The following is a 26,357-nucleotide window of genomic DNA, read 5'->3' on the forward strand; positions in this document are numbered from 1 at the left end:
AGTGAATGCCTTCTGTTGGGATACCAAAACAGTAAAGTCCTTCTTGAATCTGATCATTTGGATCAAGCAACTGGCTTGTGGCCGGATCAAGCGCAATGGCACCTGTGTAAAACGGAGCCTCCTTAGGAATGTATAACTTATGAGGACTGGCAATGCCATCAGCTAGTAATTGTCTTAACAATGGATTAGCGGTACGACGAATATCCGTCGATTGAATCCGAGCTTCCAATACCTGCTTAGCGGCGTATCGTTGTTGGGGATAGCTGGCTGAATAAGCCACAAAGGTGCCGCTTCCTTCAACGATCATCTTTGGACCAAGAATCGTGACGATATCCGCTTCGATCAGTGCGATCAATTCACGAATGCGCTGAAGTGGGGGGCCAATCGATAAAAAGGCGTTCAATGGAACGAAAGACTGCCAGAATTTTTCTTTTAATGCTTTTGGCGAAAACAATTGCTGATCAAGCATAAAGCGAACCGGATCACGCAAATCTTTTAACAATTCAAACATACTACTGATCGGACTTGTTAAATTTCCTTTGGCCGCTTCTGTAACATCCCAAGTAAGATAGGTCAACAGAAAGTCGCGAATCGATTGGCTCTCTTTTCTTTTGTAAGGATCGAAGATATAGCGCCAGTCCAACCAATTTTGGCGAGGAATTTGGAAGTCTGTCAAAACATCGGCGGCGCCATTTTGGCGGACAAATTGTTCAGTAAAAGCCGCTTGATCATCTTCAGACTCTTGAGACAGCCAGCGTTGATAATAAACAAGTTCCATTTCTTTCTGCAAATAAAAGAAAAACTCAGTGGACTGATCTTGCCCTTTCGCTTGCCAAGAGCGGAGTCGTTCCGTTGTCAAGAAGCGAGGCAGAATCTGTTCTGTTGGATGCTTCTGATTGGCTCCTCGTGCGTGGTATGGCAAACCTCTTCCTGATCCGGCAATGATTGTTGGTTCATTGCCAGAAGGAATGTAGCGAAGGCGATCAGAACCAATAAAGACACCGCCGCGATCAGTGGTCAAACGGGTGACATAATCAAAGAACGCCAATCCTAGACCTCGGAGAATAACGTGTTCTCCGCCTTTAACTTTATTAAAATCGACATCCGCTGCATTCTGAGGCGGAGAATACAAAAAGCTTTTTTGGCGGGCGAATTCGTTTAATCGATCTTCTTCTTCAGTGAGCGAGACTTGATGATGCCCAACTGCTAGAATCACTCGGTCCGATTGAAGAGAGTGCCTGTCTGTTTTTAGTAAATAGTGCGTTTGTTTCGGTATTAGGCCAATGGCGTTTTCCTGCAAATACGTGAATGTGATGAATGGGGGCAATGTTTCAATCAATTGCTGATAAAACCATTTCTGATACAGCCCGTATAATGCGCGAGAACAATGACCGTCAGGATCCAACTTGTCAATTTCTGATACCAGTGAGGGCTGATTTTTTTTAGCAAAATTCCTACCGTCTTTTTTTGCCCATTCGTAAAGACTGGGACCGGGGTTGATCGGGCCACCAGTTTCTAGCGTTTCGTCAGTAAAAAGGGTGACTTGACTGGTCACAGAATTGAGTAGCAAACTTTGCGGTTGATTCGTTTGCCAAATAGCGCCTCCAGGGGGATAGGGATCAATCAATGTGAGAGATAGAGACTGCTGATTGATACTTGCTTGAGCAATCAACCTTTCACATAGTGACAGTCCTCGTGGTCCAGCACCGATGATTGCGATGTTCATTTTCATTCCTCCTTCGCAAACTGGAGAATCTTTTTTGATCGATGACTTATTTTCTTTCACTTTAGAGAAATTTTTGAGGAACTGCAACTATTGCGACTGGTTTCAGAAAAACCATTCAAGTAATGGCTTAAAATATGAGGAAATAAGAAGAAAGAGGATTGCTCTGTGATAGGACTAAAATTGCTGGAAAGAAGAAACTTCGATACAATGAATAAGAGAAGAATTTGGATGTGCATGATTAAAGGACAAGTAAAGTGGATTCTTTTCATAAAAAAGCGAAAAGAGGGATACAATGTTTGTGGAACACATTGCCATTTGGGTTCGTGATCTAGAAAAAATGGCCGAATTTTATGAAACGTATTTTGGTGCCCAACGTTCTGAAAAATATCACAACACCAAGACTGGGTTTCAATCTTATTTTTTGCGTTTTGATTCTGGCAGTCGTATCGAATTAACGACAAAGCAGCACCTTCACCCTGGTGGAACAGATACACTGGGTTACACGCACTTAGCGATGGCTCTGAAAAGCCAAGCGGAAGTGGATGCTTATGCCCAACGTTTTGTCTCAGATGGCTTTCCTCTGCTGAGCGGTCCCCGCACAACAGGGGATGGTTATTATGAAGCGGTGATCCAAGATCCTGAAGGGAATTTGATCGAAATTACTGTTGCGTAAACAAAAAACGAACGGTGATCCCCTGATTTGGCGTAACTTTTCGCCTGCAAAAAGGAGAGATCTACTCGTTCGTTTTTTTGGCGCAACTCCCAATGCCCAACGGAAAGGTTTAGCAAGATAGATCGTAGGGGGTATTGCGGAAAAGCAGCCAGTGCATACCCAAGATCATGGCTTGGTCGAAGTCGTGAACAAAGGTATATACAGGATGATTCGGCTGTTTGGTAATAAAAGGGTCGTGAGTGATAGCCGCTAGCAAGTCTTCTTCTATTGCTGCTGTACTGGCAAAAACAAAGCAATCAGGAGCAAAAGCAGCATTATAAAAAGGCACTAAAGCAGATAAGCGGGCCACCAATTCTTGAGTACTTTTTGGAGCACCTTTGTCGATAAAGCCTGGTAAGTATTTTGCTTCTCCAGCAAGCGCATTTTGGCCTTCTAACAGAGAAGCATTGAAGATCAACGTGATCCCTGGCATGCTGTTTTCGGGATTATAAATACCTACGATGTTTTCCGAGAGAGAAATCTGCTTGGCGATACAATGGCCAACGGTCAGCAAATGGGCATCATTTTGATAAAAGCAAGGAATAGGCGTAATCTCCTTGAATAACTGGTCAAGATCCCATCCATCAAACTTTTCATACCAGCTGGAAGTCACGACACCCTCACTGATTTTTCCTGGCAACAGCACAGCGATCTGTTCGACATCAGCGAAAGCTTCGATAGATTGTCGGACAAGATTCTGAAAGGCTGTCGGTGTGATCTCGGAAAAAGCTTGGTGCTGCGCAGCTAAGATCGTTCCTTTCAAATCGATGTGGTAGCTTCTCAACTCCAATTGACGATTTACTTCTATCAAAGCGAGCAACAATGATTTTGAGTACTTATAGTTAAAGCAATATTCGATAGCTGGGCGCCCAATCTCTCTTTGAACGAGCTTGCCTTTCGTTACCATTCCCTCTGAAACAAGATCTTTTAATAAAGAATTGATCGTCACCATGCTGATGCCGGTCTCTTTTACCAGATCGGATGCAAAAGAGGTCCCTTTTTGAAACAATTCTTTTAAGACGACTTGAATATTCTGGTGGCGAATCAAGTTTTTATTGGCAGACATGTTATTGCCTCCTTTAGTGAACCTAGTTTATTAAGTATAGCGATGAAGCGCAGCAATGTAAAGAAAGTTCCTAAAGCGATTGACGGTTTTCAGTTAAATAAGTATATTTAATTAAGGTAGTTAAATAAATAGAGCGGCAGCGACGCGGCGAAGGATGTGGAATGAGATGATCAAACTGATCATTACAGATTTAGATGGAACATTTTTAAATAGCCAGGGGGCCTTTGATCAAACCTATTTTGATAAAGTCAGCCAGATGATGGAACAAAGAGGGATAGCCTTTGCCGCTTGTACTGGCAAGCAGTGCGAGCGCGTAGAAGAACTGTTTGGGGATCAAGCAGCGAAAATCTGGATATTAGGGGATAGTGCCACACGAATCAAACATCAAGGAGGCTATGTGTTTGAATCCTTACTTCCAAATGCATTGGGGCAGCGTTTGATCCAACGATTAGAAAAAATAGCAGATGACCATGTGATCATTGCCTGTACCCCAACAGCCGCTTATATCAAGGAAACGACAACGGAAGAAAAGGCAGCCCGGGTTCGAGGTTCTTATCGTGTTGTCAAAACGGTCACCAGTTATAGTGAGATCCAAGAAGACTTCGTGAAAGTGACGGTATATGATCCTAAGTTACGTTGTTTCGATAGCGTCAAGCAGCTGTCTTCTTTTGCAGCAGATGCCTACATCGTTGCTTCAGAAGCTGCGTGGATCGATATCACTAATCAAGGTGTCCATAAAGGGACAACAGTAGCCCAATTACAGAATTTGCTGGCAGTGAGTCCCCAAGAAACGATGGTCTTTGGGGATGGATTGAATGACAGCGAATTAATGGCCGCTGGCACCTACAGCTTTGCAATGAAAAATGCTTTTGAGGAAATCAAGGAAGCTGCAGCTTTTGTGACCCGCTCCAATGATGACAATGGTGTGCTGCGAACCATTGAACTGATTTTGGCGTTACAGGAATCTAATCATTGATCTAATCGATTTAGGCTATCGGTTCATTGATTGATAGCTGCAAAAGAGCAACCAGCAAAAAAGGTCTGCAACATAAGTTCTTCAACAAACTGACTATCTGAAGGTTGTTGTAATTGTCCGGCGGTCAGCAGGGTATCTCCATAAGTGGGAAATACCTCACGCAATTCAATTACTGTCATTCAGATAGTTTAGTTTGGTTGATCCTTATGTCGCAACCTTTTTTTCTTTCGGTATTGCTCGTTCTTTAAAAAAGGTACCTACCGATTTTCATTATGGTCTTCATTCGACTCTTGACTATGCGACAGACTATAAGGATAAGCTTCCGCTGACCAAGTCTTACTGCGGGGAACGATGCCTAGAGTATAGCGGATCGTCGAACCAGCGATCAGTTCATCATGAGTAAAGAACAACCGAGAGTGTTGTTTACCATTTAGAGTCACATTGTCGATAAATTGCTGCTGCGGCTGATTTGGCGTGCTGTGGACTTTAAGTTCTTTTCCATTCGACAAAAAGAGTGTCGCTTCGTCAAGCAAAGGCATCCCCAAAACGTATTCGCCGGTACCAGGAGTGACAGGATAGAAACCTAATGCGTTAAAAACATACCAACCGGACATGCTGCCATTGTCCTCATCTCCAGGATACCCTTTTGGAGAATCATCGAAACATTGGGTCAGCAATTGTTTAATCAATGGTTGTGCCATTTCTGGTTTGCCAATGTAACTAAAGAGATAAGGATAGTGGAAACTAGGCTGATTCGAGATAGCTAACTGACCAAAATCCAAAGCCGCCATTTCACTCATTTCATGAATCTCAAAACCGTAGCCCTCGGTAGTATAATGGGGAGCTTGATTGCACAAATCCACCAGTTTTTGTTCAAAGGATTGTTTGCCGCCATGAGCTGCGATCAGGCCAGCAAAATCATGGAACACAGCAAAGCTACTTTGCCACGCACTCCCTTCTGCATAATCACGACCCCAACGATAGGAATCAAAATCCGTCCGAAAATCACCGGCTTTGTCTTTTGCTCGCATAAAGCCTGTTTCTGAATCAAAGATCGCTAAATAGTTTTTTGCTTGCTGCTGATAGTAGCTTGCTTCAGGGTCAGCCAGAGAACTTGCCACTTGGGCAATGCAAAAATCACTGTAACAATAATCAAGGGTATGATTGACAGATTCATGGTACTCACTAGGAACATAGCCGTATTTCAAGTAATCGGCAGTTCCTTGCCGGCCGTAATTTGGATTTGGACTCTGAATGGAGGCTGCTTTCTTCATAGCTGTTAAGAACTCTGGCATCAAGTCAGGTCGAATTCCTTTGACGCAGGCATCAGCGATCACAGCATCGATCAATGTACCTGGCATCAGCCCTCGCTCATCAGGTGATAACCATTTTGGCAAGAATCCGCTTTCTTTAAAGCTGTTCAAAAATCCTTCCAACATATCTTCTAGCTGCTCGACCGCAATCAGAGAAAAGAGTGGGTAGACTGTTTTGTAAGTATCCCAGAAACCATTGTTTGTATAAAGCGGTCCTGGTTTGATGGTCTTGGCAAGTGTATCGTAATGGATTTTTTGACCAGATTGATCTCGTTCATAAAAAGTCTGTGGGAATAAAAACAACCGATAAAAATTATGATAAAAAGTTGAAACTTGTTTTGGATCGTGGTGCTTGATATCTATTCGATTCAAGTAATTTTCCCATGATTGCTGCGCATTAGACAAGTAGTCAGCTGTTGTTTGATCCAACTCACGGCTGAGATTCAGAAAGGCTTGCTGAGAACTTAAAAAGGATGTCCCCAAACGGATCGTTTGCTGATTTTTTTCTTCAAAACGAATCACCACAAAGCCATTTTCTCCTGATAATTCCCCTTCAATCGCATGAACAGCTGTTTCAAAACGCAAGATGAAGTGAAAAGCAAAGTCATTGTCTTCACAGCCAGAGTAATTGATGACCTGTCCTTTGACGGTCTGTTCGTCGACTTGCTGCAGCTGATAGCGCCCAGGCAAAGAGATTCCTAAGCCAGGATCAGTCACTGCACCATCTAGAGCCAGAATGCCTCCGTACATGCTTGGGATCAATGTTGTAGTGAGTTGGTAGCGTTGGCTTTTCACTTGTAAACAAGCTGGATTGAAGACACTTTCTTCTGGACGATAGGAACTTTGGGCATGAAATAGTGTATTTTCTGATAACTTCCCATTAATAGGCAAAAAAGTAAGGTGACTAAAATCGCCCATCCAAGGGCTTGGCTGATGGGTCAGTCGAAATCCTTGAAACGTACGGTCTTCAGGATGGAACCACCAACTTCCACGTTGGTCGCTTGTTTGAGGGGCAAAATAGTTCATGCCAAACGGAACCCCTGTATAAGGGAGACAGTTGCCGTGAGAAAAGCTGTATTGATTATCTGTCCCATGCCTCGTATCGATCATTGTTACTTTCATTTTGTTTGCTCCTTTATGTCATTGTTTTTGGTCAATTGTTGAATCTCTGACAACTAAAGTGACTGCGACTTTCTGATTCGCTGTTGCACACTCATCTTCTTTGGCGAGCGGAGATAAGTCGGCAGCAGTTGACTGAATCAACTGTACTAATTTTGTACCAGCCAAACGACCCAACTCGGCAAAATTTTGTTTTACAGTGCTGAGAGGTGGATCCACCAATGCAGCCGCTTGAATGTCATCGAAGCCGATCACAGCAAACTCTTTTGGAACCTGAACCCCAACTTGTTTCAATTGGCGCATCAATTCGATGGCGACAAGATCATTCTCGCAGACAGCTCCAGTCAACTGATTCTCTTGAATATAACTAACAGCTGATGACAAAAGTGCCTGAGGATCATCAAGTTTTGTTCGAAAAGACGACTGTTGCTTTTTTAATTGATCCACATAGCCTAGATAACGTTGGCGGACAGACTGTGGATGGTGACGTTCACCAAAAATATAGCCAATGCGTTGATGACCTTGTGCCAAAAGATGTTCAGTCGCTAACTGTCCTCCTTCAAAGTTGTCTGCCAAAACAGCTGGGAATGAGAACTCATGCAGTGCTTTATCAAGTGTGACGACAGGGAACCCTTGTGAAGCCAGTTCGAAAAGCAGATCATAATTTGAATTCGTGTTGTTAGCGTAGTAGATCATTCCGTCAAATTCTTCTGTCAAAGCTTCGGCCGTGGTTTGCTCCAGATAATCAACAGGTGTCAGCATCAATTCGAATCCCTGTTCCTGCATGACTGGATAGATGCCTTCCGTAAAATTGCCAAGGGAAAGGTCATTCGCGAAGGGTAAAATAAACAGCACTTTCCCCTTTGATTGTGGTTGGATTGGTCTACGAACAAAACTGCCACTTCCTTGAATACGATAGATCAGCTGATTTTGTTCCAATTCAGTTAAGGCTCGCTTGGAGGTGATGCGACTCACTTGGTATTTCTCTGACAATTCCTTTTCAGTAGGGACACGGCTTTCCGGAGCTAACTCACCGCTTTGAATCTGCTCATACAATTCGTGATAAATTTTTTTGTATAATGGTTCTTTCATGAGTTGATCTCCTTTTTTGATATATCATATTCACAGGATAGCATATTCGTTCAAAATTGAAAATAGAGTTTTGTCAAATTGAACTAGACAATGCTGAGAAACATCGTTATACTGAATTCGTAAAATGATATATCAAATTTAGGATGGTGACCAAATGGCTTATCAAGAAATACCAAATTCAGTTGCAAACTTTATGCAGGAAATAACCGAACGTTGCGGAAGTGAACATGCGGATTGGGCAAAAAACTTCAATGCTGCTTTTGCTAACACATTGTTGACAACGGTCAAACGCCATGAAGATGGCACAACATTTCTACTGACAGGGGACATTCCGGCGATGTGGTTGCGAGACTCAACCGCGCAGGTACGGCCTTATTTAGTAATTGCCAAGGAAGATGAAGAGCTGGCAGCGATGATCAGCGGATTAGTCAAGAAGCAATTTTTTTATATCAATATCGACCCTTATGCCAATGCCTTTAATGAAGCAGCAAATGGCGCCGGGCATCAAAGCGATTTGACAGAGATGAATGATTGGATCTGGGAACGAAAATATGAGATCGATTCTTTGTGTTATCCCATTCAATTGGCGTACCTGTTGTATAAGAATACTGGCAGAACAGATCAGTTTAATGACGATTTTGTGAGCGGTATCAAAAAAGCCCTTCATGTTTTTGCCACGGAACAAAATCATCAAGAATCTCCTTATCGCTTTGAGAGAGAAACATGGCGTAAAGAAGATACCTTGATCAATGACGGGAAAGGAGCGCCTGTCGTACCAACTGGTATGACCTGGTCGGGATTTCGTCCCAGTGACGATGCATGTGCTTATGGTTATCTGGTTCCTTCGAATATGTTTGCTGTAGTGGTTTTAGGCTACATTGTTGAGATTTTTAGTTCTATCTTGAATGAACCAGCGATTGTTACTCAAGCAAAACAGCTCCAATCAGAGATCCAAGCAGGGATCGATGCGTTTGGCAAAACCACCAATCAAGCGGGTCAAACGATCTATGCCTATGAAGTCGATGGTCAAGGCAATGCCACTGTGATGGATGATAGCAACGTACCGAATTTGGTTGCCGCCCCTTATTTAGGTTACGGATCAGATCAAGATGAAACCTATTTAGCCACACGCAAAACGTTGCTCAGTTCCGAAAATCCTTACTTCTATGAAGGAAAATATGCGAAGGGAATCGGAAGCTCTCATACACCAGAAAACTATGTGTGGCCGATCGCGATGGCAATGGAAGGCATGACGACACCAGATAAGGCGGAGAAAGAACGAATCCTCAATCAATTAGTTGCAACCGATGCTGGCACCCATTTGATGCATGAAGGATTCGATGTGGATGATCCGACGAAATATACCCGGGAATGGTTCTCATGGGCCAATATGATGTTTTGTGAGCTTGTCATGGATTACTTTGATATTCGAGTAGAAAAATAAGCATCTCCGGCAAAAACGAGAGGAGTTAGACAATGAAAAAACAAATTTATATCGTATCTCATAGTCATTGGGATCGTGAGTGGTATATGCCTTATGAGCAACACCATATGCGCTTGATTGAATTGATGGATGATCTATTGGAATTGTTTGAGAAAGATCCTGAGTTCCACAGTTTTCATTTAGATGGTCAGACCATTATCCTAGATGATTATTTGGAAGTTCGTCCGGAAAAGCGGGCAGCGGTCAAACGAGCAATCGATCAAGGAAAATTACAAATTGGTCCCTTTTATATTCTTCAAGATGACTTTTTGATTAGTTCAGAGTCCAATACCCGCAACATGTTGATTGGGATGGCTGAAAGCAAAAAATGGGGAACACCCGTCATGCTGGGCTATTTCCCGGATACATTCGGGAATATGGGCCAAACACCGCAAATGATGAAGCAAGCCAACTTACACAGTGCAGCTTTTGGTCGAGGAGTTAAGCCAATCGGGTTTGATAACGAAGTTTTACCGGATGATCAGTTTACCTCCCAATACTCAGAAATGAATTGGCGAGGTCCAGATGGCAGTGAGATCTTTGGTCTACTTTTTGCCAACTGGTATTCCAATGGCAATGAGATTCCGGTTGATCGGGAAGAAGCACACCAGTTTTGGACTCAAAAATTGCAAGATGTTGAGAAATTTGGTTCGACAAATCATTACTTGATGATGAATGGGGTGGATCATCAGCCTGTCCAAAAAAATATCAGTGAAGCGATCCGCTTAGCGAATGAATTGTTCCCTGATTATGAATTCAAGCATGCTGGGTTCACAGAATACCTTGCAGCAGTTCAAGCGGATTTGCCAGCAGACCTTGGGACCGTGAGCGGCGAATTGACAAGTCAAGAGACAGACGGCTGGTATACGCTAGCCAACACGGCCTCCTCGCGGGTTTATTTGAAACAATGGAATACGCGCGTCTCACGTCAATTGGAAAATGTGGCTGAACCATTAGCAACGATGGCGTATGAGGTAACGAAGAAGTATCCCCACGATGTGCTGGACCACGCTTGGAAACTGTTGATGCAAAATCATCCTCATGACAGTATTTGTGGCTGTTCGGTGGACGAAGTGCATCGGGAGATGATGCCGCGGTTTGAAAAAGCCAATGAAATCGGCAAATATGTCGCTGATGAAGCAGTAGCACAGTTGCTAAATGTCATCGATACTTCCGCTTTTCCAAAAGAAAGCCGACCATTTGTAGTCTTTAATACCTCAGGGACGACACGTTCGGGCATCGTTGAAGTGGAAGTAGAACTGAGCCGGAAAACATTCCGAGAAGGGCTTCCTAGCCGGTTATATCAAGAGTTGCAGCAACAGCCTAAAGGTTCTTACCAAATCATTGATTCTGAAGGAAAGATCTTACCGGCAAAAATCAGCGAAGAAGAAGTGCTTTTTGACTATGAATTACCGAAAGACGCTTTTCGGATTCCTTTTATGAAGCGTTTTGTCAATGTACAAGTCCAAGTGGATCAAATGCCGGAATTTTCATGGCAGACCTTTGCACTGATTGAGGCTGACAAGCCACAAGTAGCATCTACGACAGAAAAAATCGTTTCAGCAGATGGTCGTGTTTTAGAAAACGCGTTTGTCCAAGCAACGATCACTTCAAACGGCAGTCTGACCATCAAAGAAAAAGCAACCGGGAAAGAATTGACGGATTTATTGGTTTTTGAAGATGTTGGCGATATCGGCAATGAGTATATTTTCAAACAACCTGAAGGGGACCGCGCCATTTACTCAACAGCTTTTCCTCATCAAATTGAGGTCATCGCAAATTCTGCTCTTTATGGCGTCGTTAAAGTAACGCAGATGATGCAAATTCCAGTATCGGCTGATGAGCAATTACTTGAAGAACAAAAAGCAGTCGTCGATTTCCGTTTCCGTAAAGCACAAAGGGCGCAACAAACAGTGCCATTTACCTTGGAAACAGAAATTCGCTTGGACTGCAACAGTAAACGAATCAGTTTTAAAACGACAGTGAACAACCAAAGCAAAGACCACCGGTTACGGGCGCTTTTCCCTACGGGTATCCATACGGATCAACATGAAGCTGATAGTATCTATGAAGCAGTTAGAAGGCCGAATCAAGTCTCTAGCCATTGGCAAAATCCGACAAATCCGCAGCATCAACACGCATTTGTTAATTTACATGAGGAAGATTTCGGCGTCACAGTTTCCAATACTGGATTAAATGAATACGAGATCGTAGAAGACAAAATTTGTTTGACATTGTTACGATGCACAGGAGAACTTGGCGATTGGGGCTATTTCCCAACACCAGAAGCGCAATGTATCGGTAAGCATACGTTTGAGTACGGGATTGAGTTGCATGCTCAAGCCAACGAACGCTACGAAACCTATCGACAAGCACAAGCAGCTCAAGTGCCTTGGATCGCCCGGCAAACAGCCATCCACTCAGGTCTATTAGAAAAACAGTCACAATTCGTGGAAGCCAATGGCGCTACAGTGGCGATCACGGCTCTTAAACGTCGTCGCCAAGATGACTTGCTCGTTCTAAGAGGGTACAATCTTGCCGATACAGCAACACCTTTTGTCGCGAAGAAAGAAAAGACAGATCGTTGCCTGCTTAATTTGTTGGAAGAAGAACAGCCTCAATCAGTTGGAGAAACACTGGCTGCTTATGAAATTCGAACAATCGGTTTGAAGGAGTGAAAAAGATGTTTTATGGTGCAATTGAAGCCGGTGGAACAAAAATGAATTGTGCGGTCGCTGATGAACGATCTATCATTGATGAGTGCTCACTACCTACGACGACACCAGAGGAAACGATGGCTGCTATTTTTGCTTTTTTTGATAAGTACACCTTAGCCACCATGGGGGTAGGATCATTTGGTCCGATTGGGATCGATCCTCAACAAGAAACGTATGGCAAAATCTTAGCAACACCCAAAAAAGGCTGGCAGCAGTTTGATTTTTTAGGGACTTTGAAAAAACGGTATCCCGCCACTCGTTTTGCCTGGACGACAGATGTCAATGCTGCGGCTTTTGGGGAACTGAAACAAGGTGCAGCACAAGGAATGCGCAGCTGCGTGTATCTAACTATTGGCACTGGTATTGGAGCTGGAATCGTAATCAATGAGGAAATCTTCCAAGGCGCAGGTCATCCGGAAGTTGGGCACACTTTTGTGAAACGGCATCCGCAGGACGATTATGTCGGCACCTGTCCCTATCACAAAGATTGTCTGGAAGGGTTAGCAGCTGGTCCCTCACTGGAAGCACGGACAGGTATCAAAGGACAACATTTGCCAAAAGATCATGAGATTTGGGATTTACAAGCCTTTTATATTGGGCAAGCACTTGTGAATATCACTTTGACAGTTGCCCCTGATCGAATTGTATTAGGAGGCGGAGTGATGAACCAACCGCATCTTTTGACGAAAATCCACGATCAGTTTACTGAGCAAATGGCTGGTTACATGGAAACACCGACAGTCACAGAATACATTGTTGCTTGGGGGCTGCCGAACAAAAGCGGCATTATTGGCAGTCTGTTATTAGGAAAAGAAGCCCAATAAAAAAAGTAAAACAAGCAGCAATACGTGCTGCTTGTTTTTTTGTGAAGAAAAATTGTCTTTTGATCGATGGGGAAAATCATACAAAAGATAATAGAAAAGACAAAATCTTTAATTTGTTTCTTTTTATCTTTAGTTTGTTCCTTAATTATTCACAATGAAAGCGTTATTCTTATAGCAGAAGGAGTTGATCAAATGTGAAGAAAAAGGGATTTTGGAAAAATGTGTGGCAATTTAAAGCACTTATCTTAATGGCACTTCCCGGTGTCATTTGGTTCATCTTTTTTTTCTATATTCCAGTATTTGTCAATGTCGTTGCATTCAAAGATTTTCGTCTTTCACCAGACGGATTTTTTGCCAGTCTGCAACAGAGCCCGTGGGTCGGGTTTGATAATTTCAAATTTTTATTTGCATCAAATGATGCTTGGCTGATCACTAGAAATACATTGCTTTACAATATCGTGTTTCTAGCATTCAATCTATTTTTTGCCATCGCCTTTGCGATCGTGATGAGTGAATTGCGGAACAAGCGATTGGTCAAAGTGTATCATACCATGTCATTGCTGCCTTATTTTCTTTCATGGGTAGTTATTTCCTATTTTGTCTATGCCTTTTTGAGCCCTGACAAGGGAATTATCAATCAATGGATCACCAACATGGGTGGTGAAGGAATCAACTGGTATGCCGATCCAAAATGGTGGCCATTTATCTTTGTTTTCATGAACGTCTGGAAGAGCTTGGGCTACAACAGTATCATTTATTACGCATCGGTGATGGGTATCGATCAAACCTATTATGAAGCAGCAATGGTGGACGGGGCCAATAAATGGCAGCAAATCAAAAACGTGACACTGCCGCAATTATTGCCGATGATCTCTGTCTTATTGATTTTGAATATTGGTGGGATCTTCCGGGCCGACTTTGGTCTATTCTACCAAGTTCCTCGCAACTCAGGTGCATTGTATCAAGTTTCTTCCGTTTTAGATACCTACATCTATAACGGCTTGACGGCCACAGGTGACTTTGGCATGACTGCTGCCGCCGGACTTTATCAATCCGTAGTGGGTATGTGCTTGCTCTTAGCTGCCAACTTAGTGGTACGTAAATTAGAACCAGATTCAGCATTATTCTAAGGAGGATGGACGAATGAAAAAGAAAGTAGCAAAGGTCGAAGTCCGTTCCTTTAATCCAACGGTCAACCTGATTTTCAATATTGTTTTGGCGCTATTTGCCTTTTCTTGTGTCTTACCATTTTTATTTGTAATTGCAATTTCTCTGACGAGTGAAACCTCGCTAGCTGAGAATGGCTACCGCTTTTGGCCCGGTGAATTTTCTTTTGCCGCCTATAGCTATCTCTTTAGTGGCGCCATGAGCAGTAAGATTTTTCAAGCATTTGGGATCTCCGTCTTTATCACCGTCTTCGGGACAGTCATCAATGCAACGATGACTTCACTGTATGCCTATGTGATTTCTCGTTCCAATTTCCCATTTCGGCGATTCTTTACGCTCTTTGCATTGGTAACGATGCTTTTTGCCCCAGGAATGGTAGCCAATTACCTAGTAATGGTTAATTTGATTCAATTAAAAGATACGATTTGGGCATTGATTTTACCGATTGCATTAGGTCCTTTCAATATTTTAGTGATGCGGACTTTCTTCAAGAAGACTGTGCCAGACAGTATTATTGAGTCAGCTCGGATCGATGGTGCCAGCGAAATGAAGATTTTCATCTCGATCGTCTTACCATTAGCGGTTCCAGGAATCGCTACGATCAGTTTATTTGCGGCACTTGGTTACTGGAATGATTGGTTCAATGCATTGTTATACATTCAAAAGGATTCACTAGTGCCGTTACAAGCACTATTGATGCGGATTCAATCGAACTTGGATTATTTAGCTAAAAGTACCGGTATGGCTGCTCAAGTTCAAGGTGGATTGGCCGCATTGCCAAACGAGACTGCTCGGATGGCAATCGTTGTAGTAGCAACATTACCAATTGCCATTACTTACCCATTTTTCCAACGATATTTCGTGGGTGGCTTGACAATTGGCGGTGTCAAAGAATAATAAGGATATAGGAGGAAAACAAATGAAATCGTGGAAAAAAACAATGTTTGCAGGATTCGCTTCAGCAATGCTGTTGAGCTTAGCTGCTTGCGGGTCAAACGGGGAGTCGTCGGATTCTGATTCTAATAGTGCGGATGGCGTAACGACTTTGTTGATGTATCAAGTCGGGGACAAACCAGAGAACTTTGATCAATTGATGGAGATCGCCAACAAACGGATCGAGGAAAAAATCAATGCACGGATCGACCTACAGTACATTGGCTGGGGCGATTGGGATCAAAAAATGAGTACGATCATTTCTTCTGGCGAGAACTATGATATCTCTTTTGCATCTAATTTTGTGGCAAATGCCCAAAAAGGAGCATATGCGGATTTGACCGACCTCGCACCAAAATATGCTAAGGAAGCTTATGATCAATTAGATGAAGCATATATCAAAGGCAACACCATCGATGGCAAGCTGTATGCCTTTCCTGTTAATGGAAACGTGTATGCGCAACAAGTATTGACATTCAACAAACAATATCTCGATAAATACGACATTGATATCAGCAATATCAATTCTTATGCTGATGCAGAAGATGCCTTGAAAAAATTCCATGAGAAGGAACCGAATATTGCCAGCTTCGCAATTGGTCAAACCTTCAACATTTCAGGAAACTATGACTATGTCATGGGGAAAGACTATCCATTTGCGGTCAAACTTGACGGAGACACTACAAAAATCATCAACCCATATGAAGATGACGAACAAATGGCAAACTTGAAATTGATGCACAAATGGTATAAAGAAGGATTGATCCCAACAGATGCCGCAACCAATACCACTGGCTATCCATTAGAAGGAAATACTTGGTTCATGCGTGAAGAAACCCAAGGACCAATGGATTACGGCGATACAATTTTGAACAATGCTGCCGGTCACGAATTGATTTCTCGTCCGCTTACCAAACAATTGAAATCAACAGGGCAAGCCCAAATGGCGAACTTTGTGGTGGCAAATGTTTCTAAAAACAAAGAAAAAGCTGTCGAATTCCTTGGTTTGTTAAACAGCGACCCTGAATTGTTGAATGGACTTGTCTGGGGTGTTGAAGGAGAAGCATGGGAAAAAGTGGAAGGGCAAGATAACAAAATCAAATTGTTGGATGGCTACAAACCAAACACTCACATGGCGGCATGGAATACTGGGAACAATATGATCTTGTATACGCAAGAATCGATCACTGATGAAATGATCAAAGAACGTGACGAAAACATTGCTAAAGCCGAAGAATCACCAATTCTAGGTTTCAACTTTAAAACAGATAGTGTGAAGACTGAAATCACCAACATCGCCAATGTCATGAATCGTTATAAAGCAAGTCTAGCAACAGGGACCATCGATCCAGAAGAAAATGTGCCAAAACTAGTGGAAGAATTGAAAACAGCTGGTTGGGACAAAGTTCGTGATGAAATGCAAAAACAATTCGACGAATACCGTGAATCTGGAAAATAATTAGTTAAAATAAGCGGAGCAACTGCGCGTAGGAGCAGATGAGGAGTAGCCGATGAATGATTTCGTCACTCCTCATTTGTTGTACATAATAGAATAAGATAGAATAAGCGGCGATAAGCGTCAGAAAAAGTAAAGATTCGCATTTTGAGAAGTGACAAAAAAACGCTATAATAAAACGGGCAAATACCAAGAGGGGATGAGGAAGAATGAAAGAGACAACAAGTGGAGGATTAGTAAAGGCCTTTCGTCTGATTTGGGCGGTCATTAAACTGAATCTTTTCTTCGTATTGTTTACAATGATGGGCGCAGTTTTGTTTGGGGTTGGTCCGGCATTTCAAACCATCAGTGATTTGATCGAAGAAGAGGGCTTATCTTACGAGGACCAAACGTTTAGGAAGGCCCTTCGCTGCTGGAAGCAAAACTTTTGGCGAGCCAACGCCCGTTTTTATTTATTTTTCGGTTTGTTGGCGATCGCAGCGTATAATTTGTATCTCTCCAGTCAGATCCAAGGACTACTGTGGCTGATGATCGACTTTTTGCTAGTAGTAGTAAGTGGTCTCTTGGTTTTACTGTATTTGTATAGTTTATTGTTTGAATCAATTTATGAAACCTCTTTATTGAATACGATCAAACTGGCATTTGTCAGTTTATTTCTAAATTTTGGCACCTTCGCTAAAGTCATTTTTGGTCTCGTAGGTATTTTGGTGTTTACTTGGAGCATGAAAGGATTGTTTTTATTTGGTACCTTCAGTTTGATCTTATTATGGGTCCATTCCGCTTCCCGGAAAGACCGTGCATTGATCGATGGAAAACTGCAATATGAATAAACGAATCTTAGCCCTTTTCAAGCGTGACTTCCTGATCAATCAATTGATGCAACTTTATAGTGCCTTGTTGATTCTGATTTCGATTTTGATCATGTTAGGGTTGAGTGTCTATACGGGTGTGGATCGGTTTCGGATGAGTAATCGACTCGTCGATGCAACAAGCACGTATTTAGATACGTATATCCAAGAGCGTAATACGATTGTTTCTGAAGTATTAGGAGAATTCACCAGTTCGGATGCCACCTTTGAATCATTGCGCAACTATTTACAGTTATCGATCGCCGATTATTTTTCCTATAGTAATGATATGTTTCGACAATCAGGACAAAATATTTATCTGCCAAATATCCTTTACCGTTTGATCAGCAGTCATCCTGACATTGAAGAAATCATCGTTCAATTGGATGAAAGCAAAGAATATTTAGTTGCTACACCAGACAGACCTTACGGAGAGAAACTGCGGGGCGACCAGATCCAATTGAAAAATCGCCTATATTTTGCGCGATCGATCGCACAACCGAGTAATTTTGCGCAACCAATGGGACAAGTGTTTGTGGTATTTAATGAAGAAAACGTATTAGCTAATCGTAGTGATGAAAATAGAGAACACGGTACCAAAAGTTTCATATACACAAGCAGTGGACAGCGTCTCTATAAAGATGCACCGAATCTGAATCAGGCGATGATCGACAAAATCGATCAAGCAATGGCCAATAATCAAAAAGAGATCGTGCCGAAATTGTCCCATGATTTTTACATAAAAAAACAAGGGAATATCAACGGAGAAATCACGCTGGTTTTACTAGATAAGCAAGCGATTTGGCGGGATGTCCTAAATTATACATTGTTGATTTTTGGTTGCGGTACGTTGATTCTTTTTGTGCTGCTATTGATTTTGCATCGTACGTTCAAGCGTTACACCCAGCAGGTCAAACAGATCGTTCAAGCAACCCAAAAAGTCAGTCACGGAGATTTTAATGAGCGTATTGATACCACGGGGGTTCAACAAGAATTAAAAACAATCGCCGAGGCGATCAATCAAATGACAGGCAGTATCAATGACTACATTGAGGACATCTATACCCTGGAAATCAAGCAGCGGGATGCGGATATGCGGGCATTGCAGGCTCAGATCAATCCTCATTTCTTATACAATACACTCGAATACATTCGGATGTACGCATTGAGCCGCCAGCAGGAAGAATTAGCGGATGTCGTATACGCTTTTTCGGCACTTTTGCGCAACAATACGACACAGGAAAAGATCAAAACATTGGCAGAAGAAGTGACGTTTTGTGAGAAATACGTTTACTTGTATCAAATGAGGTATCCGGATAAAATCGCCTATCACGTAACTATCGAAGAAGATCTGAAACATCTGCTCTTGCCTAAGTTCACTTTGCAACCTTTAGTAGAAAATTATTTTGTGCATGGAATCGACTATCAGCGAAATGATAATGCCATCAGTATCAAAGCCTTCCGACAAAATGGCAAGATTCTTTTGCAAGTACGGGACAACGGAAAAGGAGCAGATCCAGAGCAATTAGCGATGATCCGCCAAGAGCTTGCAGATGACCGAGTCGTCGTACAAACATCCATAGGCATGAAAAATGTTCATGAACGATTAAGGGGGATGTTTGGCGATCATTATCAGATGGAAGTTGAATCTGAAAAAAATCACGGATTCAAGATTTCCATTGCGATCGATGAGGAGATGTTGAATGATGAGTTTATATAAAGCCATGTTTGTGGACGATGAGTACATGATTCTAGAAGGCCTAAAGATGATCATTCCTTGGCAAGAATTAGGCTTTGAAGTCGTTCACACAGCTAAAAGCGCTTCTGAAGCGTTGGAATATTTAGAAACACAAGCCATTGATCTACTGATCACTGATATTCGCATGCCGGAAATGAATGGGATTGATATGATCGCTAAAGCACAGGCAAAAGGCAATACCTTTTTTTCCATCATCTTATCTGGTTACCAAGAATTTGCATTTGTGAAGCAAGGCATGCAGTTAGGAGTCCGAAATTATCTCGTTAAGCCAGTCAACAAGGTCGAACTCTATGAAAGTGTGCAGGCAATTGCGGAGGAACTGGCACATCAGCAACGAATCGATGAACAAAATGACTTGTATCGAGAATCCAGCTTGTTGCTTTGGCTGAATGATGAATTAAATGAAAGTGAGTACCACTTATTATTGGAACAGTCCACACAACCCATCCATCCGCCTTATACGATTCTACAGCTGACAGGGACACCTGAAATCTTAGAAAATGGGTTTCGTTTTTTTGTCGAAAAAGAACAGCCATTGCTACTGCCAGGACGATTGGGAGAGAATCAGTTGCTGATCGTTTTTTATGGTGAACGTCAACGTCTCTGGTGTCTGCTCAAAGAACTGTCAGCGATTCTAGCAGGAAATTGGCAATTGGTGGTCAGTGAAACGATCAATGAATGGGAAAACTTATACAAAGGGTATGAGAAAATCAAGCAAGTCCAATCACTGCAGATCTTTTACCCGGATTTGCTGCTTAATGAACAAATCATTCAAGTCGATATCTTAGACCGCAACGAAGCGCTACCTTTTCTTTCTTTCAATAAAGCATTGACGATCGGGGATACAAAAACCGTTCAAGATGAATTAGACAAAATCTTTTCAAGTCTCGAGGGGATGCAGGCTGACCCTGAGCATGTCCGTTACGTAGCCTTTCTATTATTCAATGATATTTACCGCCAGTTCCCTGCTTTGACTAGAGAAAATTATGATCGGATCATCACTCGGATTCGAGCATCGAATACGATCCAGGTACTGCGTCAGCTCTTCAACGAGATTTTGCAGTTGGCCAAAGACCAGCCTCAGCAAAAGCGTTATTCTGAGATTGTTCAAAAAGCGGTTGGCATGATTGAAGAGCACTATACGCAAGAGCTGACGGTTAAATCGGCTGCCGAAGCTCTGCATGTTAGTGTAGTCTATCTGGGGCAAGTGTTCAAAAAAGAAACGGAATTAAGCTTTAATCAATACGTCAATTTTATTCGGATCAAAAAAGCTCAGCAGCTTCTGCTGCATACGAGACAAACAATTAATGAGATTGCCGATGTGATCGGATACAATAATACGAATTATTTTTCAAAGATGTTCAAGAAATTGAATGGTCTGACGCCAAAAGAATTTCGAGAGAAGTATGAGCAAAGTTACGAATCACTGGATTGACCGCTTGAAGGGTTTTTTAGACAGATAAAAGAAATAGTAGTAATCTCTGAAACGGCAAGGTACACTAAGAGAGTCTAGAAAACTAAATTGGAAAAGAGAGTGATGTCGTGAAAAAAATTTGGCAAATCTTGTTAGGTACGTGTTTGATTGCGTTAGCAATTTCATTGCTGATCACTGCCCATCAGGGGTATGATACGATCAGTACATTTTTGCTGGGAATCTTGAATCATGTGTCTGTTCCGTTTTGGATCGCCAGTCTATGTTTTAATCTGGTCGTCTTATTGATCGTAGCTATTTTCGATCGCCAGGAGCTTGGAATCGGCAGTTATATCAATGGGATCGGTCTTGGTTTGCTGATTGGGATTTTTGAGCCGGTTATGGATAAGATTTTTGTTCATTTGCCATTCTATTCTTGGTTGGCGATTTTCATCGCCCCCATCTTGTTCGGCGTTGGGGCAGGGATCTATGTCTCTTCAAATCAAGGATCAGCAGCATTAGAAGCACTAACTGCGCTGATTTATAAACGTACGAAGCTGACCCAAAAGACGATCCGGATCGGCTTGGATGCAGCGATGGTCTTGATTGGCTTTGGTTTGGGTGCCAATGTCGGTATCGGTACATTGCTCTGTATCATCTTTATTGGACCAATTTTTGAAGCCACAGTCAAAATGCTGGCAGCACATTCCAACTAATCTGCTGTCTCTGAAAAGCGCAAGTATAATCCTTTTCGGACAACTTATTCAAAATAAAAGAACTTTTGGACAGAATTAGTACAATGACCAAGGATCTTCAGCCAGTAGAGATCTTCAATCGTTGTGTTTCAAAAAAAAAACGATATTTCCAGATTGCTGAAATCGGCAGGGGAGATTCGTTTTTTTTATGATACTAGCACTTATCACCACTAACTTTATTGAGATCTGACTTGCAATACCAGTAGGGAGCAATTTTCAACTGATAATACACCAAAAAAGAGAACATACTCTAGCAATTTGAATAGCATTTTCCATGGCGATTGTGAAAGTTCTCTTGCTATACTAAACAAATCTGGAGGAGGTAAAAATGAAAAATTATCAACGAACGATCATTGCTTGCTTTGCTGGGTATATTGTTCAAGCAATCATCAATAACTTTGCACCTTTATTATTTTTGACATTTCAAACACAGTATCAGATTCCGCTAAGTCAAATCACGCTTTTGGTTACATTTAATTTTCTAACGCAGCTGGGTGTGGACTTTGCAGCGATCTTTTTTGTCGATCGGATTGGTTATCGTATCTCGATTGTCGCGGCGCATTTTTTTGCGGCTGTAGGATTGATTGGGTTGGCTGTTTTTCCACTTATCTTTCCGACCCCTTTTACCGGTTTATTGACGGCAGTCTTCCTCTATGCAATTGGTGGCGGACTTCTGGGAGTATTAGTGAGCCCAATCGTCGAAGCTTGTCCAACCCCGAATAAAGAAAAAACCATGAGTATGCTGCATTCGTTTTATTGTTGGGGATATGTTGGGGTCGTCTTAGTCTCAACACTCTTTTTCTTTGTCTTCGGTATTGCTCGTTGGCCATTTCTTACATTGATCTGGGCTATTTTACCGCTGGTCAATTTGGTTGTTTTTACTCAAGTTCCATTAGCACCAATCGTAGCAGAAGGCGAAGTAGGACTGAAGAATCGTGAACTGTTCTCATTGAAAAGCTTTTGGCTGTTTCTAGTCATGATGGTCTGTGCCGGGGCAAGTGAACAATCAGTTAGTCAATGGGCATCCACTTTTGCAGAGCAAGGACTTGGTGTGTCCAAAACGGTCGGTGATCTTGCGGGACCAATGTTGTTTGCGATCATGATGGGACTTGCTCGTCTGTATTATGGGAAATTTGGCGAACGTATCGATCTACGGAAATTTATGTTTGCAAGCTTATTGCTATGCTTGGTGGCGTATTTGCTGATCGGGTTATCAAGTGTCCCAATTCTAGGCTTTATCGGTTGTGGATTGAGTGGATTTGCTGTCGGTATATTGTGGCCGGGAATTTTTAGTTTAACGACAAAATACATTCGTAATGGAGGTACAGCAATGTTTGCTTACCTAGCCTTAGCGGGTGATTTAGGTTGTTCATTGGGACCTTCATTGGTCGGTTTGTTGGCAGAAGGCAGCGACAAAGGTTTGCAGCAAGGAATTTTGGGAGCGGGGATCTTTCCTTTGATCTTGTTGCTTGCAGTTTTCTTAGTGAAACGAATGCACCAAAGGCGTACACAAGTTTTGGTTTCAACAGTAAATAAATAAGAGGGATAGCTGTTGAAAAGCAGCTGTTTTTTTGTGGTCCAAACGAATCACTCTAGCCAACAAAGCATCTATCCGCTATACTTTGATTTAGTCAAAAAAAGGAGCGTGAGTATTTGAAGAGTCAACTAAAGAAAGAAATCACTTTTTTCGGAGCACTTTCGACAGTCATGGGAACTGTGATTGGAGCCGGGGTGTTCTTTAAAGCGGCTGCAGTGGTCCAACATACGCAATCCTCTGGCTTAACATTGCTTGTGTGGTTGATTGCGGGCTGTTTGACGATCTGTGGCGGACTAACGGTAGCGGAGCTAGCAACAGCAATACCAGAAACTGGTGGTCCTATTCGCTACATTGAACGAATTTACGGGAAATTGCCTTCTTTCTTGCTAGGATGGGCTCAAAGCATTATTTATTTCCCTGCCAATATAGCAGCGTTGAGTATTATTTTTGCCACTCAGTGTTTGAATCTGTTTCATTTGCCCGCAAGTTATCTCTTGCCGCTATCGTTGATCACCGGTACCAGTGTTAGTTTGTTCAATCTATTAGGGACAAAAACCGCCGCAGGCGTACAGTCATTTACATTATCAATCAAATTGATTCCCATCGCATTGATCGTTTTAGTGGGATTGATGACACCAGGACGAGTGTCAGTCTCGGTAATCAATTTTTCTACAACAAGTGATGGTTCGATCATTGCAGGAATCAGCAGTGCATTACTAGCGACTCTCTTCGCTTATGATGGCTGGTTAGGTGTTGGGAATATTGCTGGTGAAATGAAGCGGCCGGAAAAAGATCTTCCGAAAGCGATTATCTTTGGATTAAGTTTTGTAACCTTGGTTTATCTCCTGATCAATCTTGTTTTCTTGAAAACATTGCCCTTAGAACAGATTGCTGGAAACTTAAATAGTGCTTCAGAAACCGCATTGCAGTTATTTGGTGATTTTGGGGGCAAACTAGTGACGATTGGTATTTTGATTTCAGTTTATGGCGCACTCAATGGGTATACGATGACCGGATTGCGGGTGCCTTATGCCATGGCACTCGAGAATGAAGTTCCATTCAGTTCGACCTTTGTTAAATTGACAAATAAAACCAAGGCTCCTTATGCGGCGGTTTTTTTCCAATTAGCAATTGCGTGTTTAATGATGTTGTTGGGTAGTTTTGATCTCTTAACGGATATGTTGATTTTTGTGATGTGGTTTTTTAGTGTATTATTGTTTGTAGGTGTGATCTTGTTAAGAAAAAAAGCACCTGAGCTCAATCGTCCATACAAGGTTCCGTTGTACCCGATCACACCGATCATTGCTCTTTTAGGGGGCGGATTCATTTTAATAATGACGATCCTTACGGCCCCTGTGCTTGCATTGATCGGTATTTTGATCACCTGTTTAGGGATTCCAGTCTTTTATTTCCAACAGAGAGGAGCAAAAAAATGAAAATTGTTGTTTTAGATGGCTATGCGTTGAATCCAGGAGATTTAGATTGGCAGCCATTAGCTGGATTAGGGGAAATCACGATTTATGATCGCACTTCCTATACAGATACGAAGGAGATCATTGAGCGAATCGGCAAAGCATCGGCTGTTTTTACGAACAAAACGCCCCTTACAAAGGAAATACTACAAGCATGCCCTAACATCGATTATATCGGCGTGCTGGCAACTGGCTACAATGTTGTGGATTTACAAGCTGCAGCATCTCAAGGGATTACCGTCACAAATATTCCCAGCTATAGTACGAATTCAGTAGCGCAAGCTACATTTGCTTTATTACTTGAGGTAACGAATCAAGTAGGGCGGCACAACCAATCCGTCCATCAAGGAGATTGGCAAAACAGTCCCGATTTCTCTTATTGGCAAACGCCACTGACTGAAATTGCCAACAAGACGATCGGTTTGATCGGCTATGGTGCGATTGCTCAGGCAGTCGCTGAAATTGCTCATGCGTTTCAAATGAAGGTCATCTATTACAATCATCGACCAAAAACGCCGCAGGCTGAATGGGCAGAACAAGTTTCGTTGGAGAGACTCTTTCAACAAGCAGATGTGATCAGTCTCCATGTGCCGCAATTTCCCGATACTGAGAGGATGATTGACGCCCGTGCATTGTCTCAAATGAAAAAGGATGTTATCTTGATCAACACTGCTCGCGGTGGATTACTAGATGAACAAGCAGTAGCAGAAGCGTTGTCAGCTGGACAAGTTGCTGCTCTGGCAGCTGATGTCGTTTCGAAAGAACCAATCACGGCTGACAATCCATTGTTGCATGCGCCTAACTGCTATTTGACGCCGCATATTGCGTGGGCACCATTAGAGACCCGGCAACGATTGCTAGCTATCGCTGTCTCAAATTATAAGCATTTCTTAGAGAATCAACCAGTCAACGTAGTGTCTGAGTAGTGACGAGTATATTGCCGACAATTGGTACTCCAGGTTGATTCTTCATCACAAATTTTGAAAAAAACAGCGAATGCTGATTAGAAAGTTTTCTTTTAAAAAGTTTCCCTCAAAGGAGTGGAAACTTTTTTTTGTTTGGTCACACTAAAAGTAACGGCGAATGAATAAAACGATCTGCTAGGGGCAAGGTAGTTGAAGGGACACTTTATTTTTTCTAATTGGATTTTATTTGTGTAAAAAATCCCTTGCATTCAACAGGAGAATCGGTATAATTGGAAATAAATTAGGCATGCCTAAAAAATAAATAAACGATACTTTAACATAAATGTAAAGGAGCGCAAACTATGATCACATTTTCAAAAATTTCCGCCAGCTATGATGGGAAAAATCAAGCTGTCTCTGGAGTATCTTTCTGTGTTGATAAGCCGGCCATTGTAGGGATCATCGGACCGAATGGTGCGGGAAAATCTACCTTCATCAAAGCTGCACTGCAGCTGATCCCTTCTGAAGGACATGTCACATCGAATGGAATGGCACTCAATAAGTTCCAAAAAAAGATAGCCTACGTGGAACAAAAGACTGCAGTCGATTATACATTTCCGATTACAGTAAAAGAAGTGGTGTCATTAGGACTCTATCCGCAGCTTTCTCTGTTTCAACGAATAACGGCCAAAGATTGGCAGAAAGTCGCCGCTGTATTGGAGTCTGTCCAAATGGCTGACTTTGCTGAACGGCAGATCGGCGAACTATCTGGCGGTCAGTTCCAAAGAGTATTGATCGCTCGCACATTACTGCAAGAAGCGGAATTCATTTTTTTAGATGAACCATTTGTAGGAATCGATGCGATGAGTGAAGCAATTATTGTAGGACTTCTGCGTGAATTTCGCCAACAAGGAAAGACAATTTTTATTGTTCATCATGATTTAGGCAAAGTGACTGAATACTTCGATGAACTAGTGATGATGAATCAGCATTTAATCGCATATGGTCCGACGACGACTGTTTTTACTGAAACAAATTTGAAAGAAACATTCGGCGATACGATCATCGTGAAAGGAGGGGCTTAAG

The 26,357-nt window shown here is 42.2% G+C and carries 20 protein-coding genes and 1 pseudogene; 16 read left to right on the forward strand and 5 right to left on the reverse strand.

Annotation, left to right across the window (positions count from 1 at the left end):
- Positions 1 to 1,207: 1,207 nt before the first annotated feature.
- Positions 1,208 to 1,732: pseudogene (locus DVW06_RS17805) on the reverse strand (FAD/NAD(P)-binding protein); the annotation flags it as partial.
- Positions 1,733 to 2,018: 286 nt separating this feature from the next.
- Between DVW06_RS17805 and DVW06_RS02045 the strand changes: the two are divergent.
- Positions 2,019 to 2,399, forward strand: a complete 381-nt coding sequence (locus DVW06_RS02045; protein ID WP_003125943.1) for a VOC family protein — start codon at positions 2,019 to 2,021, stop codon at positions 2,397 to 2,399.
- 109 nt (positions 2,400 to 2,508) lie between these two features.
- Here the strand turns inward: DVW06_RS02045 and DVW06_RS02050 are convergent, their stop codons facing one another.
- Complete coding sequence (locus DVW06_RS02050) at positions 2,509 to 3,504, reverse strand: ROK family protein (RefSeq protein WP_137264356.1); 996 nt, start codon at positions 3,502 to 3,504, stop codon at positions 2,509 to 2,511.
- Positions 3,505 to 3,670: 166 nt separating this feature from the next.
- Here DVW06_RS02050 and DVW06_RS02055 point away from each other — a divergent pair, with 166 nt between their 5' ends.
- Positions 3,671 to 4,480, forward strand: a complete 810-nt coding sequence (locus tag DVW06_RS02055; RefSeq protein ID WP_086269078.1) for an HAD-IIB family hydrolase — start codon at positions 3,671 to 3,673, stop codon at positions 4,478 to 4,480.
- Between the two features lie 23 nt (positions 4,481 to 4,503).
- Here DVW06_RS02055 and DVW06_RS17020 read toward each other — a convergent pair whose 3' ends face one another.
- The 3 genes from DVW06_RS17020 to DVW06_RS02065 all read right to left on the reverse strand — a co-directional run bounded on the left by DVW06_RS17020 (position 4,504) and on the right by DVW06_RS02065 (position 8,004).
- Positions 4,504 to 4,659, reverse strand: a complete 156-nt coding sequence (locus tag DVW06_RS17020; protein WP_021150114.1) for a hypothetical protein — start codon at positions 4,657 to 4,659, stop codon at positions 4,504 to 4,506.
- A 78-nt stretch (positions 4,660 to 4,737) separates the two neighbouring features.
- Positions 4,738 to 6,915, reverse strand: coding sequence for a GH92 family glycosyl hydrolase (locus DVW06_RS02060; protein ID WP_137264357.1), 2,178 nt, complete (start codon positions 6,913 to 6,915; stop codon positions 4,738 to 4,740).
- Between the two features lie 18 nt (positions 6,916 to 6,933).
- A complete protein-coding gene (locus DVW06_RS02065; RefSeq protein WP_137264358.1) occupies positions 6,934 to 8,004 on the reverse strand; it encodes a GntR family transcriptional regulator in 1,071 nt (356 codons plus the stop codon).
- A gap of 154 nt (positions 8,005 to 8,158) precedes the next feature.
- Here DVW06_RS02065 and DVW06_RS02070 point away from each other — a divergent pair, with 154 nt between their 5' ends.
- From DVW06_RS02070 to DVW06_RS02135, 14 genes are all read left to right on the forward strand, one after another.
- Positions 8,159 to 9,448, forward strand: a complete 1,290-nt coding sequence (locus DVW06_RS02070; protein WP_003125950.1) for a glycoside hydrolase family 125 protein — start codon at positions 8,159 to 8,161, stop codon at positions 9,446 to 9,448.
- Between the two features lie 32 nt (positions 9,449 to 9,480).
- The gene (locus DVW06_RS02075) at positions 9,481 to 12,165 is read left to right on the forward strand and encodes an alpha-mannosidase (protein WP_005470872.1); all 2,685 of its coding nucleotides are present in this window, start codon (positions 9,481 to 9,483) and stop codon (positions 12,163 to 12,165) included.
- 5 nt (positions 12,166 to 12,170) lie between these two features.
- Positions 12,171 to 13,028, forward strand: coding sequence for an ROK family protein (locus tag DVW06_RS02080; protein WP_005470873.1), 858 nt, complete (start codon positions 12,171 to 12,173; stop codon positions 13,026 to 13,028).
- 248 nt (positions 13,029 to 13,276) lie between these two features.
- The gene (locus DVW06_RS02085; RefSeq protein ID WP_086269301.1) at positions 13,277 to 14,158 is read left to right on the forward strand and encodes an ABC transporter permease; all 882 of its coding nucleotides are present in this window, start codon (positions 13,277 to 13,279) and stop codon (positions 14,156 to 14,158) included.
- 13 nt (positions 14,159 to 14,171) lie between these two features.
- The gene (locus DVW06_RS02090; protein ID WP_003125954.1) at positions 14,172 to 15,092 is read left to right on the forward strand and encodes a carbohydrate ABC transporter permease; all 921 of its coding nucleotides are present in this window, start codon (positions 14,172 to 14,174) and stop codon (positions 15,090 to 15,092) included.
- Between the two features lie 22 nt (positions 15,093 to 15,114).
- A complete protein-coding gene (locus DVW06_RS02095; RefSeq protein ID WP_003125956.1) occupies positions 15,115 to 16,587 on the forward strand; it encodes an ABC transporter substrate-binding protein in 1,473 nt (490 codons plus the stop codon).
- A gap of 206 nt (positions 16,588 to 16,793) precedes the next feature.
- Positions 16,794 to 17,414, forward strand: coding sequence for a YesL family protein (locus DVW06_RS02100; RefSeq protein ID WP_021150107.1), 621 nt, complete (start codon positions 16,794 to 16,796; stop codon positions 17,412 to 17,414).
- Complete coding sequence (locus DVW06_RS02105; protein ID WP_137264359.1) at positions 17,407 to 19,152, forward strand: sensor histidine kinase; 1,746 nt, start codon at positions 17,407 to 17,409, stop codon at positions 19,150 to 19,152. The genes DVW06_RS02100 and DVW06_RS02105 overlap by 8 nt, the downstream gene beginning before the upstream one ends.
- Positions 19,136 to 20,626: a response regulator transcription factor gene (locus DVW06_RS02110; protein WP_131732053.1), complete on the forward strand. Its 1,491-nt coding sequence runs from the start codon at positions 19,136 to 19,138 to the stop codon at positions 20,624 to 20,626. Before DVW06_RS02105 ends, DVW06_RS02110 begins: the two co-directional genes overlap by 17 nt.
- A gap of 107 nt (positions 20,627 to 20,733) precedes the next feature.
- Complete coding sequence (locus tag DVW06_RS02115; RefSeq protein ID WP_021150101.1) at positions 20,734 to 21,318, forward strand: YczE/YyaS/YitT family protein; 585 nt, start codon at positions 20,734 to 20,736, stop codon at positions 21,316 to 21,318.
- 367 nt (positions 21,319 to 21,685) lie between these two features.
- On the forward strand, positions 21,686 to 22,897 hold the full coding sequence (locus DVW06_RS02120; protein ID WP_137264360.1) for an MFS transporter: 1,212 nt from the start codon (positions 21,686 to 21,688) through the stop codon (positions 22,895 to 22,897).
- 113 nt (positions 22,898 to 23,010) lie between these two features.
- Complete coding sequence (locus DVW06_RS02125; protein ID WP_003125964.1) at positions 23,011 to 24,330, forward strand: APC family permease; 1,320 nt, start codon at positions 23,011 to 23,013, stop codon at positions 24,328 to 24,330.
- Positions 24,327 to 25,292 carry a D-2-hydroxyacid dehydrogenase gene (locus DVW06_RS02130; protein ID WP_021150098.1) on the forward strand — a complete coding sequence of 322 codons (966 nt, stop codon included), beginning with the start codon at positions 24,327 to 24,329 and terminating at the stop codon, positions 25,290 to 25,292. Before DVW06_RS02125 ends, DVW06_RS02130 begins: the two co-directional genes overlap by 4 nt.
- Before the next feature lie 341 nt (positions 25,293 to 25,633).
- A complete protein-coding gene (locus tag DVW06_RS02135; protein ID WP_137264361.1) occupies positions 25,634 to 26,356 on the forward strand; it encodes a metal ABC transporter ATP-binding protein in 723 nt (240 codons plus the stop codon).
- Position 26,357 lies beyond the last annotated feature (1 nt).

It is taken from the genome of Enterococcus sp. ARL09-542 (genome assembly GCF_005234805.1).
GTDB lineage: Bacteria > Bacillota > Bacilli > Lactobacillales > Enterococcaceae > Enterococcus_D > Enterococcus_D gallinarum.

Bases quoted from the DNA above. Each gene is read 5' to 3' on its own strand.
- DVW06_RS02045 (WP_003125943.1), top strand. From the start codon at position 2,019: ATGTTTGTGGAACACATTGCCATTTGGGTTCGTGATCTAGAAAAAATG.
- DVW06_RS02050 (WP_137264356.1), bottom strand. From the start codon at position 3,504: ATGTCTGCCAATAAAAACTTGATTCGCCACCAGAATATTCAAGTCGTC.
- DVW06_RS02055 (WP_086269078.1), top strand. From the start codon at position 3,671: ATGATCAAACTGATCATTACAGATTTAGATGGAACATTTTTAAATAGC.
- DVW06_RS17020 (WP_021150114.1), bottom strand. From the start codon at position 4,659: ATGACAGTAATTGAATTGCGTGAGGTATTTCCCACTTATGGAGATACC.
- DVW06_RS02060 (WP_137264357.1), bottom strand. From the start codon at position 6,915: ATGAAAGTAACAATGATCGATACGAGGCATGGGACAGATAATCAATAC.
- DVW06_RS02065 (WP_137264358.1), bottom strand. From the start codon at position 8,004: ATGAAAGAACCATTATACAAAAAAATTTATCACGAATTGTATGAGCAG.
- DVW06_RS02070 (WP_003125950.1), top strand. From the start codon at position 8,159: ATGGCTTATCAAGAAATACCAAATTCAGTTGCAAACTTTATGCAGGAA.
- DVW06_RS02075 (WP_005470872.1), top strand. From the start codon at position 9,481: ATGAAAAAACAAATTTATATCGTATCTCATAGTCATTGGGATCGTGAG.
- DVW06_RS02080 (WP_005470873.1), top strand. From the start codon at position 12,171: ATGTTTTATGGTGCAATTGAAGCCGGTGGAACAAAAATGAATTGTGCG.
- DVW06_RS02085 (WP_086269301.1), top strand. From the start codon at position 13,277: ATGGCACTTCCCGGTGTCATTTGGTTCATCTTTTTTTTCTATATTCCA.
- DVW06_RS02090 (WP_003125954.1), top strand. From the start codon at position 14,172: ATGAAAAAGAAAGTAGCAAAGGTCGAAGTCCGTTCCTTTAATCCAACG.
- DVW06_RS02095 (WP_003125956.1), top strand. From the start codon at position 15,115: ATGAAATCGTGGAAAAAAACAATGTTTGCAGGATTCGCTTCAGCAATG.
- DVW06_RS02100 (WP_021150107.1), top strand. From the start codon at position 16,794: ATGAAAGAGACAACAAGTGGAGGATTAGTAAAGGCCTTTCGTCTGATT.
- DVW06_RS02105 (WP_137264359.1), top strand. From the start codon at position 17,407: ATGAATAAACGAATCTTAGCCCTTTTCAAGCGTGACTTCCTGATCAAT.
- DVW06_RS02110 (WP_131732053.1), top strand. From the start codon at position 19,136: ATGATGAGTTTATATAAAGCCATGTTTGTGGACGATGAGTACATGATT.
- DVW06_RS02120 (WP_137264360.1), top strand. From the start codon at position 21,686: ATGAAAAATTATCAACGAACGATCATTGCTTGCTTTGCTGGGTATATT.
- DVW06_RS02130 (WP_021150098.1), top strand. From the start codon at position 24,327: ATGAAAATTGTTGTTTTAGATGGCTATGCGTTGAATCCAGGAGATTTA.
- DVW06_RS02135 (WP_137264361.1), top strand. From the start codon at position 25,634: ATGATCACATTTTCAAAAATTTCCGCCAGCTATGATGGGAAAAATCAA.